Source organism: Haloimpatiens massiliensis (assembly GCF_900184255.1).
Classification (GTDB): domain Bacteria; phylum Bacillota; class Clostridia; order Clostridiales; family Clostridiaceae; genus Haloimpatiens; species Haloimpatiens massiliensis.
Genome location: NZ_LT854640.1, coordinates 1,350,001 through 1,365,093, shown reverse-complemented (window position 1 = coordinate 1,365,093; position 15,093 = coordinate 1,350,001). Strand labels below are relative to the sequence as shown.

At 30.3% G+C, this 15,093-nt stretch carries 12 protein-coding genes, 1 tRNA gene, 1 rRNA gene, 1 riboswitch and 1 other annotated feature (1 of these 16 only partly in view); of the genes, 5 read left to right on the top strand and 9 right to left on the bottom strand.

Annotated features, from left to right (window positions below; genetic code table 11):
* Positions 1–108: 108 nt before the first annotated feature.
* The 4 genes from C1715_RS14635 to C1715_RS14620 form a co-directional block, all read right to left on the bottom strand.
* A complete protein-coding gene (locus tag C1715_RS14635; RefSeq protein WP_102401194.1) occupies positions 109–939 on the bottom strand; it encodes a MerR family transcriptional regulator in 831 nt (276 codons plus the stop codon).
* A gap of 121 nt (positions 940–1,060) precedes the next feature.
* Positions 1,061–2,203 (bottom strand): 1-propanol dehydrogenase PduQ, encoded by a 1,143-nt coding sequence (locus tag C1715_RS14630; protein WP_102401193.1) that lies wholly within the window; start codon positions 2,201–2,203, stop codon positions 1,061–1,063.
* A gap of 266 nt (positions 2,204–2,469) precedes the next feature.
* A complete protein-coding gene (locus C1715_RS14625) occupies positions 2,470–3,096 on the bottom strand; it encodes a CBS domain-containing protein (RefSeq protein WP_102401192.1) in 627 nt (208 codons plus the stop codon).
* Positions 3,097–3,143: 47 nt separating this feature from the next.
* Positions 3,144–4,088 carry a metal ABC transporter substrate-binding protein gene (locus C1715_RS14620; RefSeq protein WP_102401191.1) on the bottom strand — a complete coding sequence of 315 codons (945 nt, stop codon included), beginning with the start codon at positions 4,086–4,088 and terminating at the stop codon, positions 3,144–3,146.
* A 301-nt stretch (positions 4,089–4,389) separates the two neighbouring features.
* Between C1715_RS14620 and C1715_RS14615 the strand changes: the two genes are divergently transcribed.
* From C1715_RS14615 to rimI, 4 genes are all read left to right on the top strand, one after another.
* Positions 4,390–5,643, top strand: a complete 1,254-nt coding sequence (locus C1715_RS14615; protein ID WP_102401190.1) for an HD-GYP domain-containing protein — start codon at positions 4,390–4,392, stop codon at positions 5,641–5,643.
* Between the two features lie 89 nt (positions 5,644–5,732).
* Complete coding sequence (tsaE, locus tag C1715_RS14610; protein WP_102401189.1) at positions 5,733–6,191, top strand: tRNA (adenosine(37)-N6)-threonylcarbamoyltransferase complex ATPase subunit type 1 TsaE; 459 nt, start codon at positions 5,733–5,735, stop codon at positions 6,189–6,191.
* Positions 6,188–6,886, top strand: coding sequence for a tRNA (adenosine(37)-N6)-threonylcarbamoyltransferase complex dimerization subunit type 1 TsaB (tsaB, locus tag C1715_RS14605; protein ID WP_035293962.1), 699 nt, complete (start codon positions 6,188–6,190; stop codon positions 6,884–6,886). The genes tsaE and tsaB overlap by 4 nt, the downstream gene beginning before the upstream one ends.
* A 1-nt stretch (position 6,887) precedes the next feature.
* Complete coding sequence (gene rimI / locus C1715_RS14600; RefSeq protein ID WP_102401188.1) at positions 6,888–7,331, top strand: ribosomal protein S18-alanine N-acetyltransferase; 444 nt, start codon at positions 6,888–6,890, stop codon at positions 7,329–7,331.
* A gap of 329 nt (positions 7,332–7,660) precedes the next feature.
* Here the strand turns inward: rimI and C1715_RS14595 are convergent, their stop codons facing one another.
* Together C1715_RS14595 and C1715_RS14590 are read right to left on the bottom strand one after the other, a co-directional pair.
* Positions 7,661–8,311, bottom strand: coding sequence for an ECF transporter S component (locus C1715_RS14595; protein ID WP_102401187.1), 651 nt, complete (start codon positions 8,309–8,311; stop codon positions 7,661–7,663).
* 85 nt (positions 8,312–8,396) lie between these two features.
* A riboswitch (FMN riboswitch) is annotated at positions 8,397–8,512 on the bottom strand.
* Between the two features lie 568 nt (positions 8,513–9,080).
* On the bottom strand, positions 9,081–9,797 hold the full coding sequence (locus C1715_RS14590; RefSeq protein ID WP_102401186.1) for a lysophospholipid acyltransferase family protein: 717 nt from the start codon (positions 9,795–9,797) through the stop codon (positions 9,081–9,083).
* A 349-nt stretch (positions 9,798–10,146) separates the two neighbouring features.
* On the opposite strand from C1715_RS14590, the gene C1715_RS14585 reads away from it, so the two are divergent.
* Positions 10,147–11,061, top strand: a complete 915-nt coding sequence (locus tag C1715_RS14585) for a ComEC/Rec2 family competence protein (protein WP_102401185.1) — start codon at positions 10,147–10,149, stop codon at positions 11,059–11,061.
* A gap of 76 nt (positions 11,062–11,137) precedes the next feature.
* Here C1715_RS14585 and C1715_RS14580 read toward each other — a convergent pair whose 3' ends face one another.
* The 3 genes from C1715_RS14580 to rrf all read right to left on the bottom strand — a co-directional run bounded on the left by C1715_RS14580 (position 11,138) and on the right by rrf (position 13,948).
* Positions 11,138–13,591, bottom strand: a complete 2,454-nt coding sequence (locus tag C1715_RS14580; RefSeq protein ID WP_102401184.1) for an ABC transporter substrate-binding protein — start codon at positions 13,589–13,591, stop codon at positions 11,138–11,140.
* A 158-nt stretch (positions 13,592–13,749) separates the two neighbouring features.
* Positions 13,750–13,824: transfer RNA gene (locus C1715_RS14575), tRNA-Asn, on the bottom strand.
* Between the two features lie 7 nt (positions 13,825–13,831).
* Positions 13,832–13,948: ribosomal RNA gene (rrf, locus tag C1715_RS14570) — 5S ribosomal RNA — on the bottom strand.
* A gap of 70 nt (positions 13,949–14,018) precedes the next feature.
* Positions 14,019–15,093: a sequence feature (23S ribosomal RNA rRNA prediction is too short), on the bottom strand (it continues 672 nt past the right edge of the window).

Here is a 15,093-nt window from a genome sequence, read left to right as displayed (position 1 = left end):
ACAATAAATGGATTTTTTTATTTAATAACATTGGGATTTTTTTCACAAGATGAGTTTTATAGACCATTTATACTTCCCCTTATGGTCAACGTTTTCAACACCATATGATTATCTTTTTCTACTAATTTTAATTAAAATTTCTGTTACAAATTTATCAGTATTTTTAGTTGTCCAATAATCAGTTACATACCTTTCATAAGATTCCTTAGAACATATATAGCCATGTTTTTTTGTCCATTCTTGTATTTTTTTATATGTTTCATTAATGGTTTCATGAGCTCCTATATGATAACAAGAGGCCGCCATCCAACCACCAAATTCAATACTTTCTTCTTCCTTACACTTTAAGATAGTCTGCTGCATTATTTTCATTTTATTGCATCTTCCATTAATTTTATCCTCAAAAGATGGAAAACATATAATTACAGGACCTGTTATTGCATTATTTATGCTATCTATATAATTATTAAACTCTATATTTATTATAGAATCCATATAGTCATATTTAAAATCTTGATTTAAAAAAATTAAATTCTGATTATCTATATATTTTATAGCCACATCACAAACATTGTTTTCAAGTACCATCTGTGCCTCAACTATAAGATCATGCCAATCCTTAATAGACCTTATTTTTAAATTTATTTCTCTCTCAAGTTCTTTTAATTCATCAATTTTTTTCCTAAAGCTTTTCTCAACAAAATCACAGGTTGTCCCTTTTAAAAAAACTCTCATTTCTTCTAGTTTAAATCCACTTTGCTTGTAATATTTTATAACTGGTACAGATAACAAATTTTTCTTACTATAATATCTATAACCACTTTCATCAGCTACTTTATCAGGAGATAATATGCCCATTTTATCATAATATCTCAGTGCTTTCTTCGTTATTTTACATATTTCTTCAACTTTCCCTATTGAATATAGTTCTTCTTCCATATTAACTCCTCCTTTTTTGTTATATTTTTAATTATATTTTATTTAATATAAATTCTCAACTTTTTTTAAAATATCATATAAAAAAAACCACCCATTAATGAGTGGTATAAAATCCAATATTTTACCCTAAAACTTTATCAAAAATTTTCAATAAATCTTCACCTGTTGTTTCTCTAGGATTTGCCGCTGTGCATATATCCTTAAGAGCTGCATTAATAATTTCTTTCCTTGATGCTTGAGCTAAGTTCATGTCAACACCTTGTTCTTTTAATGTTGTTGGAATCATCAAAGTCTTTTGAAGTTCTACAATGCTTCTAATTAAATTATTTACGCCAATGTTTACATTTGGCGCATGTAATTTCAATAATTTTGCAAGTCTTTGATATTTCTTAGCTGCTATATCATATTCAGAATTAAAATCTTTTTTATTTAAGTTAGCATTATATTCAATTGCATAAGGAAGTATAATGGCATTACTTCTTCCATGAGAAATATGTAATTTCCCACCTACAGCATGAGCTAAACTATGAGTAATTCCAAGTCCAGATGCATTAAACGCCATACCAGCTAAACATGATGCATTGTGAAGTTTTTCTCTTGCAACTATATCGTTTCCATCAGCATAAGCCTGTGGTAAAAATCTAAAAGCTAAAGTAAGAGCTTTCTCTGCAAGAGCATCTGAAAAATCGGTAGCATTCTTTGAAACATAAGCCTCTATAGCATGTGTAATTACATCCATTCCTGTATCGGCAGTTATAGATTTAGGTACAGATTTTACCAGTTCTGGATCAAGAATAGCAACCGTTGGAAGAAGAGATTTATCTGCAAGAGCATACTTTAATCCTTCTTGTTTGTTTGTTATTACTGCATATTCAGTTACCTCAGAGCCTGTACCGCTTGTAGTAGGTATAGCATAAAACTCTTCTATAGTAGAAGTTCCTCCAGTAATTTTTTTCACATATTCTCTAATAGCCTTAGCTCCATCAATTGATGAACCTCCGCCAAGAGCTATCATAATCTGTGCATTACAACTTTTTAGCTTTTGAATACCAGCAGCGATAACTTCTACTGATGGATCAGGTACAATATCACTATATATGGCTACTTCACAATCAACAAGGTTTTGTTGTACCTTTGCAGCCATACCTGAAGTTTCCATAAATTTATCGCATACAATCAATACTCTTTTATTTTTGATTTCATTTAGTCTCCCTAAAGAACCTTCTCCAAAGTAGACATTTGTGTTAATACTAAATTCTTTCATATTATATCTTCTCCCATTTTAAAAAGATTTAAGATATAAATGAATTAGTTATTCTTTAACTCAAAAATAAATTAACCCACAATTATAACAATCATAATAAGTTTGTAATAAACTTTATGCATTTTATTATATCAATATTATATTAATATTACAATACTATTATTAGGATCTAAAATTTATGTAATGAGCAATGTACGAATGAGCAGCAATCAATTAAAAAGGTGACCTATAAAATCATAAGTCACCTTAAAAATCTTCCATTATATTTACTGAACTTTAAATCCATTTTCCTTAACTTGCTGCTCTATTTTGCTAAACACTTCATCAGAAGCCTTTATTCTAACAACTACCTCTTTTACTTCAGTTAAACTCTTAGGATCAACTACAACAAAACTAATAATGTCACCATTATTTTCAGTTATTATCTTTGATAATCTAGATATTTGCCCTTGTATATCATAAGCTATAACTGCTAATCTCTTTCCCTGATTTAATCCAAATAATTCTGTAAACTGGTGGAATATAGCATGATGAGTTACAATACCCTTAAACTCTCCATAATTATCCACTACAGCTACAAAAGAAACATTCTTTGTTTCTAAGAAATGTGCAGCTTTTTCTATTTGTTGTAATGGCTCTATAGTTGGTACATCTGTTCTCATAACCTTTTCTACTTGAAAATCTTCTAAAAGACACTTTTTGTCAGGACATTTTTCATAATAAAAAGTATATATCATTTCTTTAGATATACTTCCATAGAATTTATCCCCATCACATACTGGAATTGATAAAAAATTATTTTTCTCCATTAAATCTAGAGCCTTTTTAATAGTATCTTTCGTTGTCACCGTAATTAATTTTTCTTTTGATAACATCAAATTATTGACAAACATAAATCCCCCTCCTTATAGTTACTTATAACAATTATACATCATATTTATTATTTAGTACAAATATTTACAAGAGTACTAAATAATTTTTTTTCATAATCCAACACTTTATCATATTCAGTATTTATATTAAAATTACTTACTTTCACACATTTTATTTGATTCTTACTAATAAACTCTTTATGTTTGCTAAAAAAATCATCACTAAAATATATTAATACCATCTTATCTTTGTTTTCTTTATATTTTTCTTCTATAATTTTATTCAAATCTACTTGCTCATTATTTTGAATATTTTCATTTATGCTTATGGTTTTTAATCCACTATAAGCCATTATATAGTCCAAACTATTGCCTTCTATTATGAATAGTTTATCTTTAATTTTATCTCCATCTTTTCTAAATGTCTTTTCATATTCTTCTAACTGTTTTAAACTCTCCTTGAAGTTCTTCTCATAATAACTTCTATTTAGAGGGTCTCTTTCTACTATTGCATTTTTAACATTTACTAAAACCACCTTGTAATTATCAATATTATTCCAAAATATACACTCATCTCCATTACCATACTTGTCTACATTTTTATAATAAGACAAAGGATTTGCTCCTCTCGAACTATTTATTATCCCCACTCTATTTCCTTCTATCTTGCCTATATAATTATTATTAAGTTTTGAAAAATTAAATTCATCATATATAAAAATATCTGGTACATAGCTTATATCATAATAATGACTTACATTTATTTCATTTCCTTTTTTATCAAAAATATAATCAACCCTGTGTCTTCCTCCATCTATCTTCTTCACGCAACTGTATAAAAATTTATTGCTAACTAATATATCTAATTTAACTTGTTCTTTGTCCTTTTTAGCATTATTCGTGTTTACATTTTCTACCTTGTTTTTATTATTACTTATATTAATTTTTCCACTGTTACACCCTGAAATAGTCACTGCTAATATAAGTAACATAGCTATTATATATTTTTTCATTATATTACACCTCTAAATTTTATATAATCAAATACGTTATTACCCCATGGCTACCTATTGTAATACTTCATATTTTATGGAAGTAGAATATAATGTCATCCACTCCATTGTATAACACTTTCTACCCTTAGATAAAAATCTCTAGGGGTAGCTTTAAATACCTCCCATCTTAAACTAAGAAACATGTTTATATATATTTTATAAAATATAACTGTTTTATGCAATAAATTATTGTATAATATATTCATACAAAATTCTTAAATTTCTAAAATAATCCATAATTGTAAAGCGAGGTTTCACTATGAAAATTAATTTAGAAGAAGTAGTTAGGGCTTTATCCGTAGCTTTAGACTTAACTCAAATAAGCTTAAGTGAAAATAAAATTGTTGAAAGTAATTCAAATGTAAATACAAATTTTTACAATCATACTTTTATACATCATTCTAAAAGAACAACATATATTGCTCTAGAAATTAGTAAAACTCTTTCTTTAGATACTTCTTCTACAGTTGAATTATATGTATCTTCTCTTCTACACGATATTGGCTCTTTAAACAGTTTATTAAAAAGTGATGACACAGATAATTTTGTAAAACAGCACTGCTTAATTGGAGCTTCCATAGTAGATGCTTTTCCTATATTCGATGATTTATGTAATATAATACTTCACCACCATGAAAATGTTGACGGCAGCGGTCCTAACGGCTTAAAATGTTCAGAAATTCCTATTGAAAGTCAAATTATTATAATTTCTGATTTAGTTGAATCCTATCACAATCCTGTGTTACCTTCGTATTTACAAAAACACTCCATAGTAAACTGGGTAATTTCACAAGAGGATAAAATTTTTTCAAAAGAAATTGTAAATGCATTTCTCAAAGTAAGCTCTATAGATATGTTTTGGTTTAACATGGATAATATACAGTACATGGATTTTATTTTAGATAACATTTCTCCTAAACTAGACATTTATATGGATATAAATCAATTTGAAAGTATAGCATACATCTTTTCTAAAGTCATAGATAATAAAAGTAAGTTTACTGCTATGCATTCTAGAGGTATTTCTAATTTAGCATTTAATGTATCTAAATATTTAAATTATCCTCATGAAAAATGTATTAAAATGAAAATAGCAGGCTTATTACATGATATAGGTAAATTAGCTATTCCATCAGATATATTAGATAAAAATGGTGCACTCACTTCAGATGAATTTGCTATTATAAAATCTCACTCCTACTATACAAATATGATATTGAGCAGAATAAAAAATATAGATGACATAAAAAATTGGGCTTCTAATCATCATGAAAAATTAAATTCTAAGGGATATCCAAAGGGATTAAATTCTTCTGAGCTTTGTGAGGAATCTAGAATACTATCTGTTTGTGACATATATCAAGCTTTAACAGAAGACAGGCCTTATAGAAAAGGTTTAGATAATGAAAAGGCATTCAGCATAATAGACAATATGGCATCTGAGGGAGAAATATGCCCTACAGCTGTGTGCTATTTAAAAGATACACTTAAATTATATTATAACATTAGGTAATTCTAAATTAGAGGATTACCTTTTATTTTTTGTATTTTTAGTATAGAATATTTATAGTGTAAACTATTGAATAACTAGGAGAGGATTTTATGGAATTTATAGTAGATAGTATTGAAAAAACCTTATGTGTAGGAGAGCAAATAGGGAAATCAGCCTTGCCAGGAGATGTTATATGTCTAATTGGAGATTTAGGTACTGGTAAAACTCATCTTACCAAAGGAATTGCTAAAGGATTGGGTGTTACAGATTATATAACAAGTCCTACATTCAATATAGTTAATGAATATAATGGCAGATTAAAATTTTACCACTTTGACGTTTATAGGGTAAATGATCCAGATGAAATAAATGCTATTGGTTTTGATGAATATATATTTAGCCCTGCAGTAAGCGTTATAGAATGGGCAAATTACATAGAAGAACTTATTCCAGAGTTTCATATGGAAATAAGCATATATAAGCTCCCTGAACTAGGAGAAAATTTTAGGAAAATAATTATTAATTACACTGGAGATAGATATAATTACGTAAAGGAGATTAAAATATGAGAATTTTAAGTATAGACTCTTCAACAGAAGTAGCAAGTTGCGCTGTACTTGAAGATGCTAAAGTTTTAGGAGAAATAACTTTTAATTATAAAAAACAACATTCAGTAATTCTTATGCCTATGATAGAAAATCTACTACAAAATATAGGTTTAAATATAAACTCTATAGATGGATTTGTTTGTTCAAAGGGACCTGGCTCATTTACTGGCTTAAGAATTGGAATGGCAACTATAAAAGGCCTTTGCCAAGGATTAAATAAACCTTTAGTGAGCGTATCTTCTTTAGATTCTCTTGCTAACAATTTAGCCTATACCTCTGGCTTAATATGCCCTATTTTAGACGCTTTAAGAGACAATGTTTATACCGCCCTATTTACATTCCATAACGGAAAATTGTGCAGAATAACTGATTACATGGCTATCCATATTGATGAATTAATAAATATTATAAAAGAAAAAAATTCTACAGTTACTTTTATAGGAGACGGCACTTACAAATTTTCATCTAAGTTAAGAAACTCTTTGGATCAGTGCTTTTTTGCTCCTACGCATTTGAATATAATGAATTCTGCCTCATTAGGCCAGTTAGGTATGGAACTTTTTAAAGAAAATAAGACTGATGATATATTAACTGCTAGTCCCGTCTATTTAAGAAAATCACAAGCTGAAAGAGAATATGAAAAAAAGAAGGAATAATATGAATGATATAATAATAAAAAATATCTCAGATGAATATATTGACACAGTTCTTAAAATAAATTCACTTAGTTTTAAAGACCCTTGGTCTAAAAGCTCATTTACAAAAGAATTAGAGAATAAATTTGCTCACTATATAGTAGCCCTTATAGATGACTTAGTGGTGGGATATGTTGGTATATGGGCCATACTTGATGAAGCTCATATCATAAGCATAGCGGTGCACCCTAATTATCGCGGTTTAGGTATTTCATTTCACTTAATGAATGGTATTTTTGATTTATGTAGAAATCTTGGGGTAAAAGAACTAACATTAGAAGTTAGAACATCTAATGTTGCCGCTCAAAACTTATATAAGAAGTTTGACTTTAAAGAAGAGGGGATTAGAAAAAAATACTATTCCGATGGAGAAGACGGTTTAATAATGTGGAATAGAAATATATAAATTAAATCCCCAGTTTAAACTAATAATTAGTTAAAAACTAGGGATTATTTATTTAACTTTCACAGGTAAATTTCATACCCTTATTATTCTTTAATTTAAAATTTATATTTTATAACTAAAAAAATTTAAATTATTTATTATGATTATCCCACAAAAAGTATTAAATTACTTTAATTATGAAATTTCTCTGGAATGACTTGCATAAGAAGCAAAGGAACTGTTTAAATTTATTGTTCCGAGCTCTTATGCAAGTCATGGAGGAGAAATTTCATAATTCCACCACATTGTACCCTTTTATGGTTTAATCTTTATTATATACTCTTTATTTTTTATTTATTTCCTATACTATTGTTGATATTTTTTTCAAAATCCTCATTTGCTATTTTTATTTGTTCCTTGTGTAGTATTGGAGAAACACTTTTATATACCAATCTAGTCATAACACATACTATAGCTCCCTTTATTAAGTTAAAAGGAATTATAGCCCAAATTATAAGTGTACCTAAATTTATAACCTTTGGGTTTACTTTAGAACTCATACCTATTACTGAACTTATAGGAAATCCTAATACTTTTTCATACATTGGCAATAACACCAAAAGATTCACTATAGCTGCACCCAAACTCATGACTAATGTGCCTGCAATTAATGCTATAACTGCACACTTCTTGTCCTTCTTTCTATTGTAAATAAGCCCAGCAGTTATTACCATCATTGAACCTACTAAAAAGTTTGCAAACTCTCCTATAAAAGCTGTTGTACTTGCAAATAATCCATGAAGCACATTTTTCATAAATTCAATTATAACCCCAGCTATAGGCCCGAACGCAAAGGTTCCAATTAGTGCTGGTAAATCACTTATATCTATTTTAAGGAACTCAGGGAATATAGGTATTGATACTTCAATAAACATAAGTAAAAAAGCTATTACTGCTAATAATGATATTTTGATATTTTTGTTTAATTTTGAGTTTTTCATAAAAACCCCTCCCAGTTTTATCGAGGAATATTTTGGGAAAATTAAAAGCCCTGAAATAATTCAGGGCTCAAAAAACAAAATAAGAATTTCTCCTCTCCCATCCAGACTCTAACTGTCGGCTTCGGAATTACACCGAATCTGCCTTACGGCTCGCGGGCTATAACCGCCGGTAGGGATTTTCACCCTGCCCCGAAGATATATTATATTTTAAATATTACTAATTTTTCACTTATATTATATATTATATTTCATAAGATTTCAATATATTTTACTATATGATTATCCCACAAAAAGCATTACATTACCTGAATTATGAAATTTCTCTGGAATGACTTGCATAAGAAGCAAAAGAACTGTTTAAATTTAATTTTAGAAATTCTTCTTTTAGACAAATAAAATTATCGTAAGCCTGGCAAGGACGCCAGGCTAGCGAACCTGAGGCAGGACGCTGAATGTGAGCGTTAGATAATTTTATATGGCTAAAAGATTAGAATTTCTTAAATTAAATTTATTGTTCCGAGCTCTTATGCAAGTTATGGAGGAGAAATTTCATAATTCCATTACATTGTACCTTATTGTGGGTTAATCACTATATATAATTTACATTAACTTTAATGTAGAATAATACTTTTAAATTAAGAATTTAGAATGTAAATTGAAATTGCTATACAATTCTTTAATTTATATTTTATTAAAAACTCCTAAAGGAGTTTTATCATTAATTTTAAATTTTAAGTTTTATATTTTCAATGAAAAACTACTTATATTGCTATCTTTCTATTCCACTTAATATAATCTTTCTAACGTCCTCAGCTAAGGTAGCTTTTTGTTCTCTATCTAATTCTCTAACCTTTATACCTTTATGTATTTTAATTGTTACATCTGCCGGAATAAGACCTTTTCCACCATTTCCTTCCCATGCCTTATATGTCCCATCAATTGTAACAGGCACTACCATAACCCCTGCCTTAGTAGCCAATTTCATACTTCCTTTTTTAAATTCTCCTACGGCACTGCTTTTACTTCTAGTTCCCTCTGGGAATATAACCATATTATTGCCATTTTTCAATATGTTTACTCCCTCTTGTATGGACTTCAAAGACTCTCTAACATTTTTTCTATCCATAAATACACAATGTATTGCTTTCATCCATGTAGATATAACTGGAGCTTTTATTAGCTCTTTTTTAGATATAAAACCCATAGGTCTATTGATTCCTGCAATTAGACACGGTATATCTACATTACTCTGGTGATTAGAAACAAATAAGCATGCTTCATTTGGTATGTTTTCTTCTCCCTCAATATTAAGTTTAACTCCCACTAAATCAACTGAAAATTTTCCCCATTTATAAACTGATTTATTTAAATATCTGTTATACTTGTCCCCAGAAGAAAATTTCTTTAAAAAACTAAGTTTAATTGTTTTAAAAATTGCTCCTATCATATAAAATATAAAAACTGTTATTTTTAAAAAAGTTATCATGTCCCATACCTTCCTTTTACTTTTTTAGCTAATTATATTATACTAATGCTTATTTCTATTTTCAACTATACAGTATAAACACTGTAATTAGAAATTTAAAATGCATAAGGTACATGAAAAGAAATAACAAGTCAAAGATACTTGTATATTTTGTGTCAGACAAGGAAGCAGGTTCCGCCGCTAGTAGAACTATGGATGGGTTCTGCTGACGCAGTATGACGCAAAATAGACTAGCATACTGGCTTATTATTTATTTGAATGTGCATAATGTAAAATAAACTCCTTTTATTAAATGATAGGTACATATATAATATAAATATGCATTTAATATTTAAACTGGAGGTACTTTATGAAAATATTTAAAAAATTCATTTCTGTATTTTTATCAATTATGTTTTGTGCTTTTTTGCTAGTTGGATGCACTAATTCCAACACTAATAATTCATCTAGTAGAGATACTAAAAACACTACCAACAACACAGAAGAAACTTTTAAAAAATCTCAAGATAATATACTTGTACACTATATAAATGTAGGACAAGGTGATAGTATATTAATTCAAGTGAACAATAAAAACATGTTAATAGATGCTGGTCCTAGAGATAGTAAAGATAAACTTCTTTCCTATTTAAATAAAATTAATGTAAAAAAATTAGATTATTTTATAACTACTCATCCTCATGAAGATCATATAGGTGGAGCTAGTTATGTTATAAACTCCTTGGACATAGCTAATTTTTATGCTCCTAAAAAAAATCATACTACTAAAACCTACAAAGATATGATTAACTCACTAAAATCTAAAAACTTAAAAATTCATGTGGCCAAAGAAGGGGTATCCCTAGACTTAGGTAAGGATGTAATATGTGAAATGCTATCACCCACTAGAAGTAATTATGAAGAATTAAACAACTATTCACCTATAATAAAGCTAAAATATAAAGAGAATAAATTTCTCTTTACAGGAGATGCTGAAGCTTTAGTAGAAAAAGATGTATTATCTAAAAAATACGATGTATCCGCCGATGTTTTAAAACTTGGTCATCATGGTAGTGTTTCTTCTACTTCTGCAGCTTTTTTAAAAAGTGTTAGCCCTAAAATAGCTATATCCACTTGTGGAAAAGATAATAAATATGGCCATCCTCATAGGGAGACTTTATCTAAATTAAGAAAAATCAATTGTAAATTATATAGATCCGATTTAGATGGAAACATCCTCGTATCTGGAGATGGTAAAAACATAGAAGTAACTACAAAAAATTAAAAATATAATTCCATTATAAAAGAGTTTATACTTCCAAATAACTATTTTGGAAATATAAACTCTTAACAATTTTCCTTTATTCCTTCCAAACATCCTGTAAATTGATTAAACTTACAGGTGTTACTTTTAAGCCTTTTACATTTTTACCAAAAGCATAATTGTTACATATGCTGCTTAAAAATATATATGGAGCATCCTCTACTATGGTTTTTTCTATTTTTTCAATCATGGCTCTATATTTATAAGGATTATTTATTTTTTTAGTTTCATTTATCATTTCCATTAATTTAGGATTATTATATCTACTTCTATTTGCCGGGTTTTCTAAATCTATCAATGGTTCCATAAAGTTATCCGCAGTACCTGAATCCCCTAACCATCCATAAATTAACATATCACACTTGTCTGCATTGTTTTTATTATAGTATTCAGATCCTTTTACCTCATTCACACTTAATTCTATTCCTATATCTTGTAAATTATTTTTTAAAATTCTAGCTATAGCAGAATGAACATACTTAGTATTTCCATCTCTTGATACTAATAAAGATAACTTTCCATTTTTAATCCCACTTTCAGCCATAAGTTGTTTTGCCATTCCCATATTTCTTTTATATCCTACAGACTTACTTCCATTTAATATTATAGGTGGTATTAAGCCACTGTTTTCTATTTCTAATCCTCCCATAGCTTCTCTAACTATTTTTTCCCTATCAACACAGTAATTAATAGCTTGTCTAGCTTTCTTGCTATTTATCAGTGGATTGTTTCTCTGAAAGTTCAAAGTTATAAACCTTGAACCTAAACAAGACTTCTTATTTATATTAAATCCTTTATCTCTTATCTTTTCTATATTTTCAGGAGAAACTACTATATAATCTAAATTTCCATCCAAAAATGCCTTAGTAGTATCTTCTAAGCTGTATATTATGTTTATTTCATCTATCATAGCTTCACCTAAAGCATATTTATCAACTTTCTCTAATACTAATATTTCATCTTCACTTCTATATTCCTTAAATTTAAAAGGACCAGCTCCAATAGGTTTTCTGCCCATATTGCTTATTTCTTCCTTAGGAAGTATTGCACATGATCCATGAGCTAGATTATTTACAAAAGAACTGTATGGATGTTCTAATACTATTTTTAAATTATAATCTCCATACACAACTATACCATTAACTTCATGAGTTTTTCCCTGGTAGAACTCCCTTGCTCCTTTAATCGCACTTAATAACCATCTATTAGGTGAGTTCTCTTTCTTACTCAATAGCCTTTCAAATGAAAACTTCACATCTCTAGCAGTTACTTCTCTTCCATTATGGAACTTTAATCCTCTTCTCAACTGAAAATCCCAAGTAACATTGTCTTCTTCCAAATGCCAGTTTTTAGCTATTGCTCCTATTATATCTGTGCCAGTTCCAAATTGAACTAATCCAATATTGATTAAAGATAGTATTCCTATAGTATTCATATCAGTAGCTTTTAATGGGTCAAAAGTCTCCAATTTATTAAAACATATATTAAATTTCACTTTTTCCTTAGCTACATTGTTTTTATTCCCAGATAGTTCATTCAAATTAGTTATGGTCTCCTTTAAAACATTTAATGCAGCTCTTTGCCTTTCAGCGTTTATGGATATGTCTTCATTGAAAAACTTTACCCTCTCACTTCCTTCCACCATTTCACTTATAACAGAAATCATATATTGATTTTTTTCTGTTTGCTCCCTAACAGCATTTGCTATTTGCTGTGAAATAGCCTTTGTCCTATCTACTGATTCTATTAAGTCATCTATAGATTTCTTACTTTCTCCAGCAATACTAGTACTTTGAGAAACTTTTTCTGCTCCCTCTTTTATAATTCCTAATGTTTTATCTGTAACATCTGTAATCTCCTCTATTATTTTATCTATTTCATCTGCTGATATAGAGCTATTTTCTGCCAATTTTTTAACTTCGCTAGCTACTACAACAAACCCTTTCCCTGCTTCACCAGCTCTAGCAGCTTCTATATTAGCATTTAAAGATAATAAATGAGTCGTTTTAGCTATGCCCTTTATAGTATCTACTATTCCCTTTATCTTACTATATTTCTCAGACAATTGAAGCAATACTTCTTCCATATTAAAAACAGTATTTTTTATTATATCTATACTTTTTATTAAATTATCCATGGATGCCTGTCCTAAATCAGCCTTTTTCATCATGTTGCCAATAACATTTAAAGTTTCCTGTACACTAGCATTTACCTCTTCTGAAAAAGACCCTACCTCTGAGGACACATCTACAGTTTTAGCTATATTACTAGAGTTTATATCTAATTGGGTATTTATTGCCTCTACAGATTTAATTAATTGTTCTGTAATATCTAAAGTACCCTCTGACCTAACGTAAACCTTTTCACCAAGTATACTTTGATACTTTTGTTTATCATTGATTTTATATATCCCTTCTAACACTTTACTATTCTCATCTTCATACTCTTTAGTTAATTCTGTTTTTTGCTTATTTTTTTTCATAAATATCATTTAGACCGCCTCCAAGATTAGTTACACTTTATGAATAGAATACATAAATACTATAACATATTTAATTCTAAAAATGTTAAATAAAACAAAAAAACTATATTGTTAAATAAAAACGCTTCCAAAAAAACAAAAAAAGAGGTATAAACCCCCAAAATAAATGGCTCCGCGAAAAGGATTCGAACCTTCAACCTATCGGTTAACAGCCGAGTGCTCCACCGTTGAGCTATCGCGGAATATATAACCTGGCGACGACCTACTCTCCCACAGGGCTTCCCCTGCAGTACCATCGGCGCTTTGAAGCTTAACCGACCTGTTCGGAATGGGAAGGAGTGTTACCTTCAAGCCATAATCACCAGATGTTTTTTAGTGTGCTAGCGTCTAGTGGGCTAGTGAGTAGCTGCTGCGCAGCTAGGTTTCTAGTGTACTAGAGGACTAGATTAACTAGTTACTAAGTTTCTAGTATGTAAATACTAGAGTAAAGAACTTTTTGTTCTTTCAAAATTGCACAGTGTTGAAGAATCTTNGTCGGTTTGCGGTACGGGCACCATTTTCCTCGATAGAGGCTTTTCTTGGCAGTGTGGAATTGGATACTTCGCTACTAAAATTTCACTCCCCATCACACCTCAGACTTAAGATTGAACGGATTTGCCTGTTCAATCATCCTAAGTGCTTAGACGCACATCCATCAGTGCGCACATCCTATCCTACTGCGTCACCCCATTTCTCAAACGGATCATGGTGGTATCGGAATATCAACCGATTGTCCATCACCTACGCCTTTCGGCCTCGGCTTAGGTCCCGACTAACCCTGAGCGGACGAGCCTTCCTCAGGAAACCTTAGATTTTCGGCCAATGAGATTCTCACTCATTTCTCGCTACTTATGCCAGCATTCTCACTTCTGTACAGTCCACCGCTCCTTACGGTACGACTTCAACCCGTACAGAAAGCTCCCCTACCATATACATAGTATATCCATAGCTTCGGTGGTAAGTTTGAGCCCCGGACATCTTCGGCGCAGGATCTCTTGACTAGTGAGCTATTACGCACTCTTTAAATGAGTGGCTGCTTCTAAGCCAACATCCTAGTTGTCTTAGAAATCCCACATCCTTTACCACTTAACTTACACTTTGGGACCTTAGCTGATGGTCTGGGCTGTTTCCCTCTTGACCACGGATCTTATCATTCGTAGTCTGACTGCCAGGATAAAAGTAAATGGCATTCGGAGTTTGATAAGGTTCGGTAAGCGATATGCCCCCTAGCCTATTCAGTGCTCTACCTCCATTACTCAATTACCTGACGCTAGCCCTAAAGCTATTTCGGGGAGAACCAGCTATCTCCGAGTTCGATTGGAATTTCTCCGCTATCCACAGCTCATCCCATGGTTTTTCAACACCAACGTGGTTCGGTCCTCCACGGAATTTTACTTCCGCTTCAACCTGGCCATGGATAGGTCACCCGGTTTCGGGTCTACAGCATGCAACTAATCGCCCTATTCAGACTC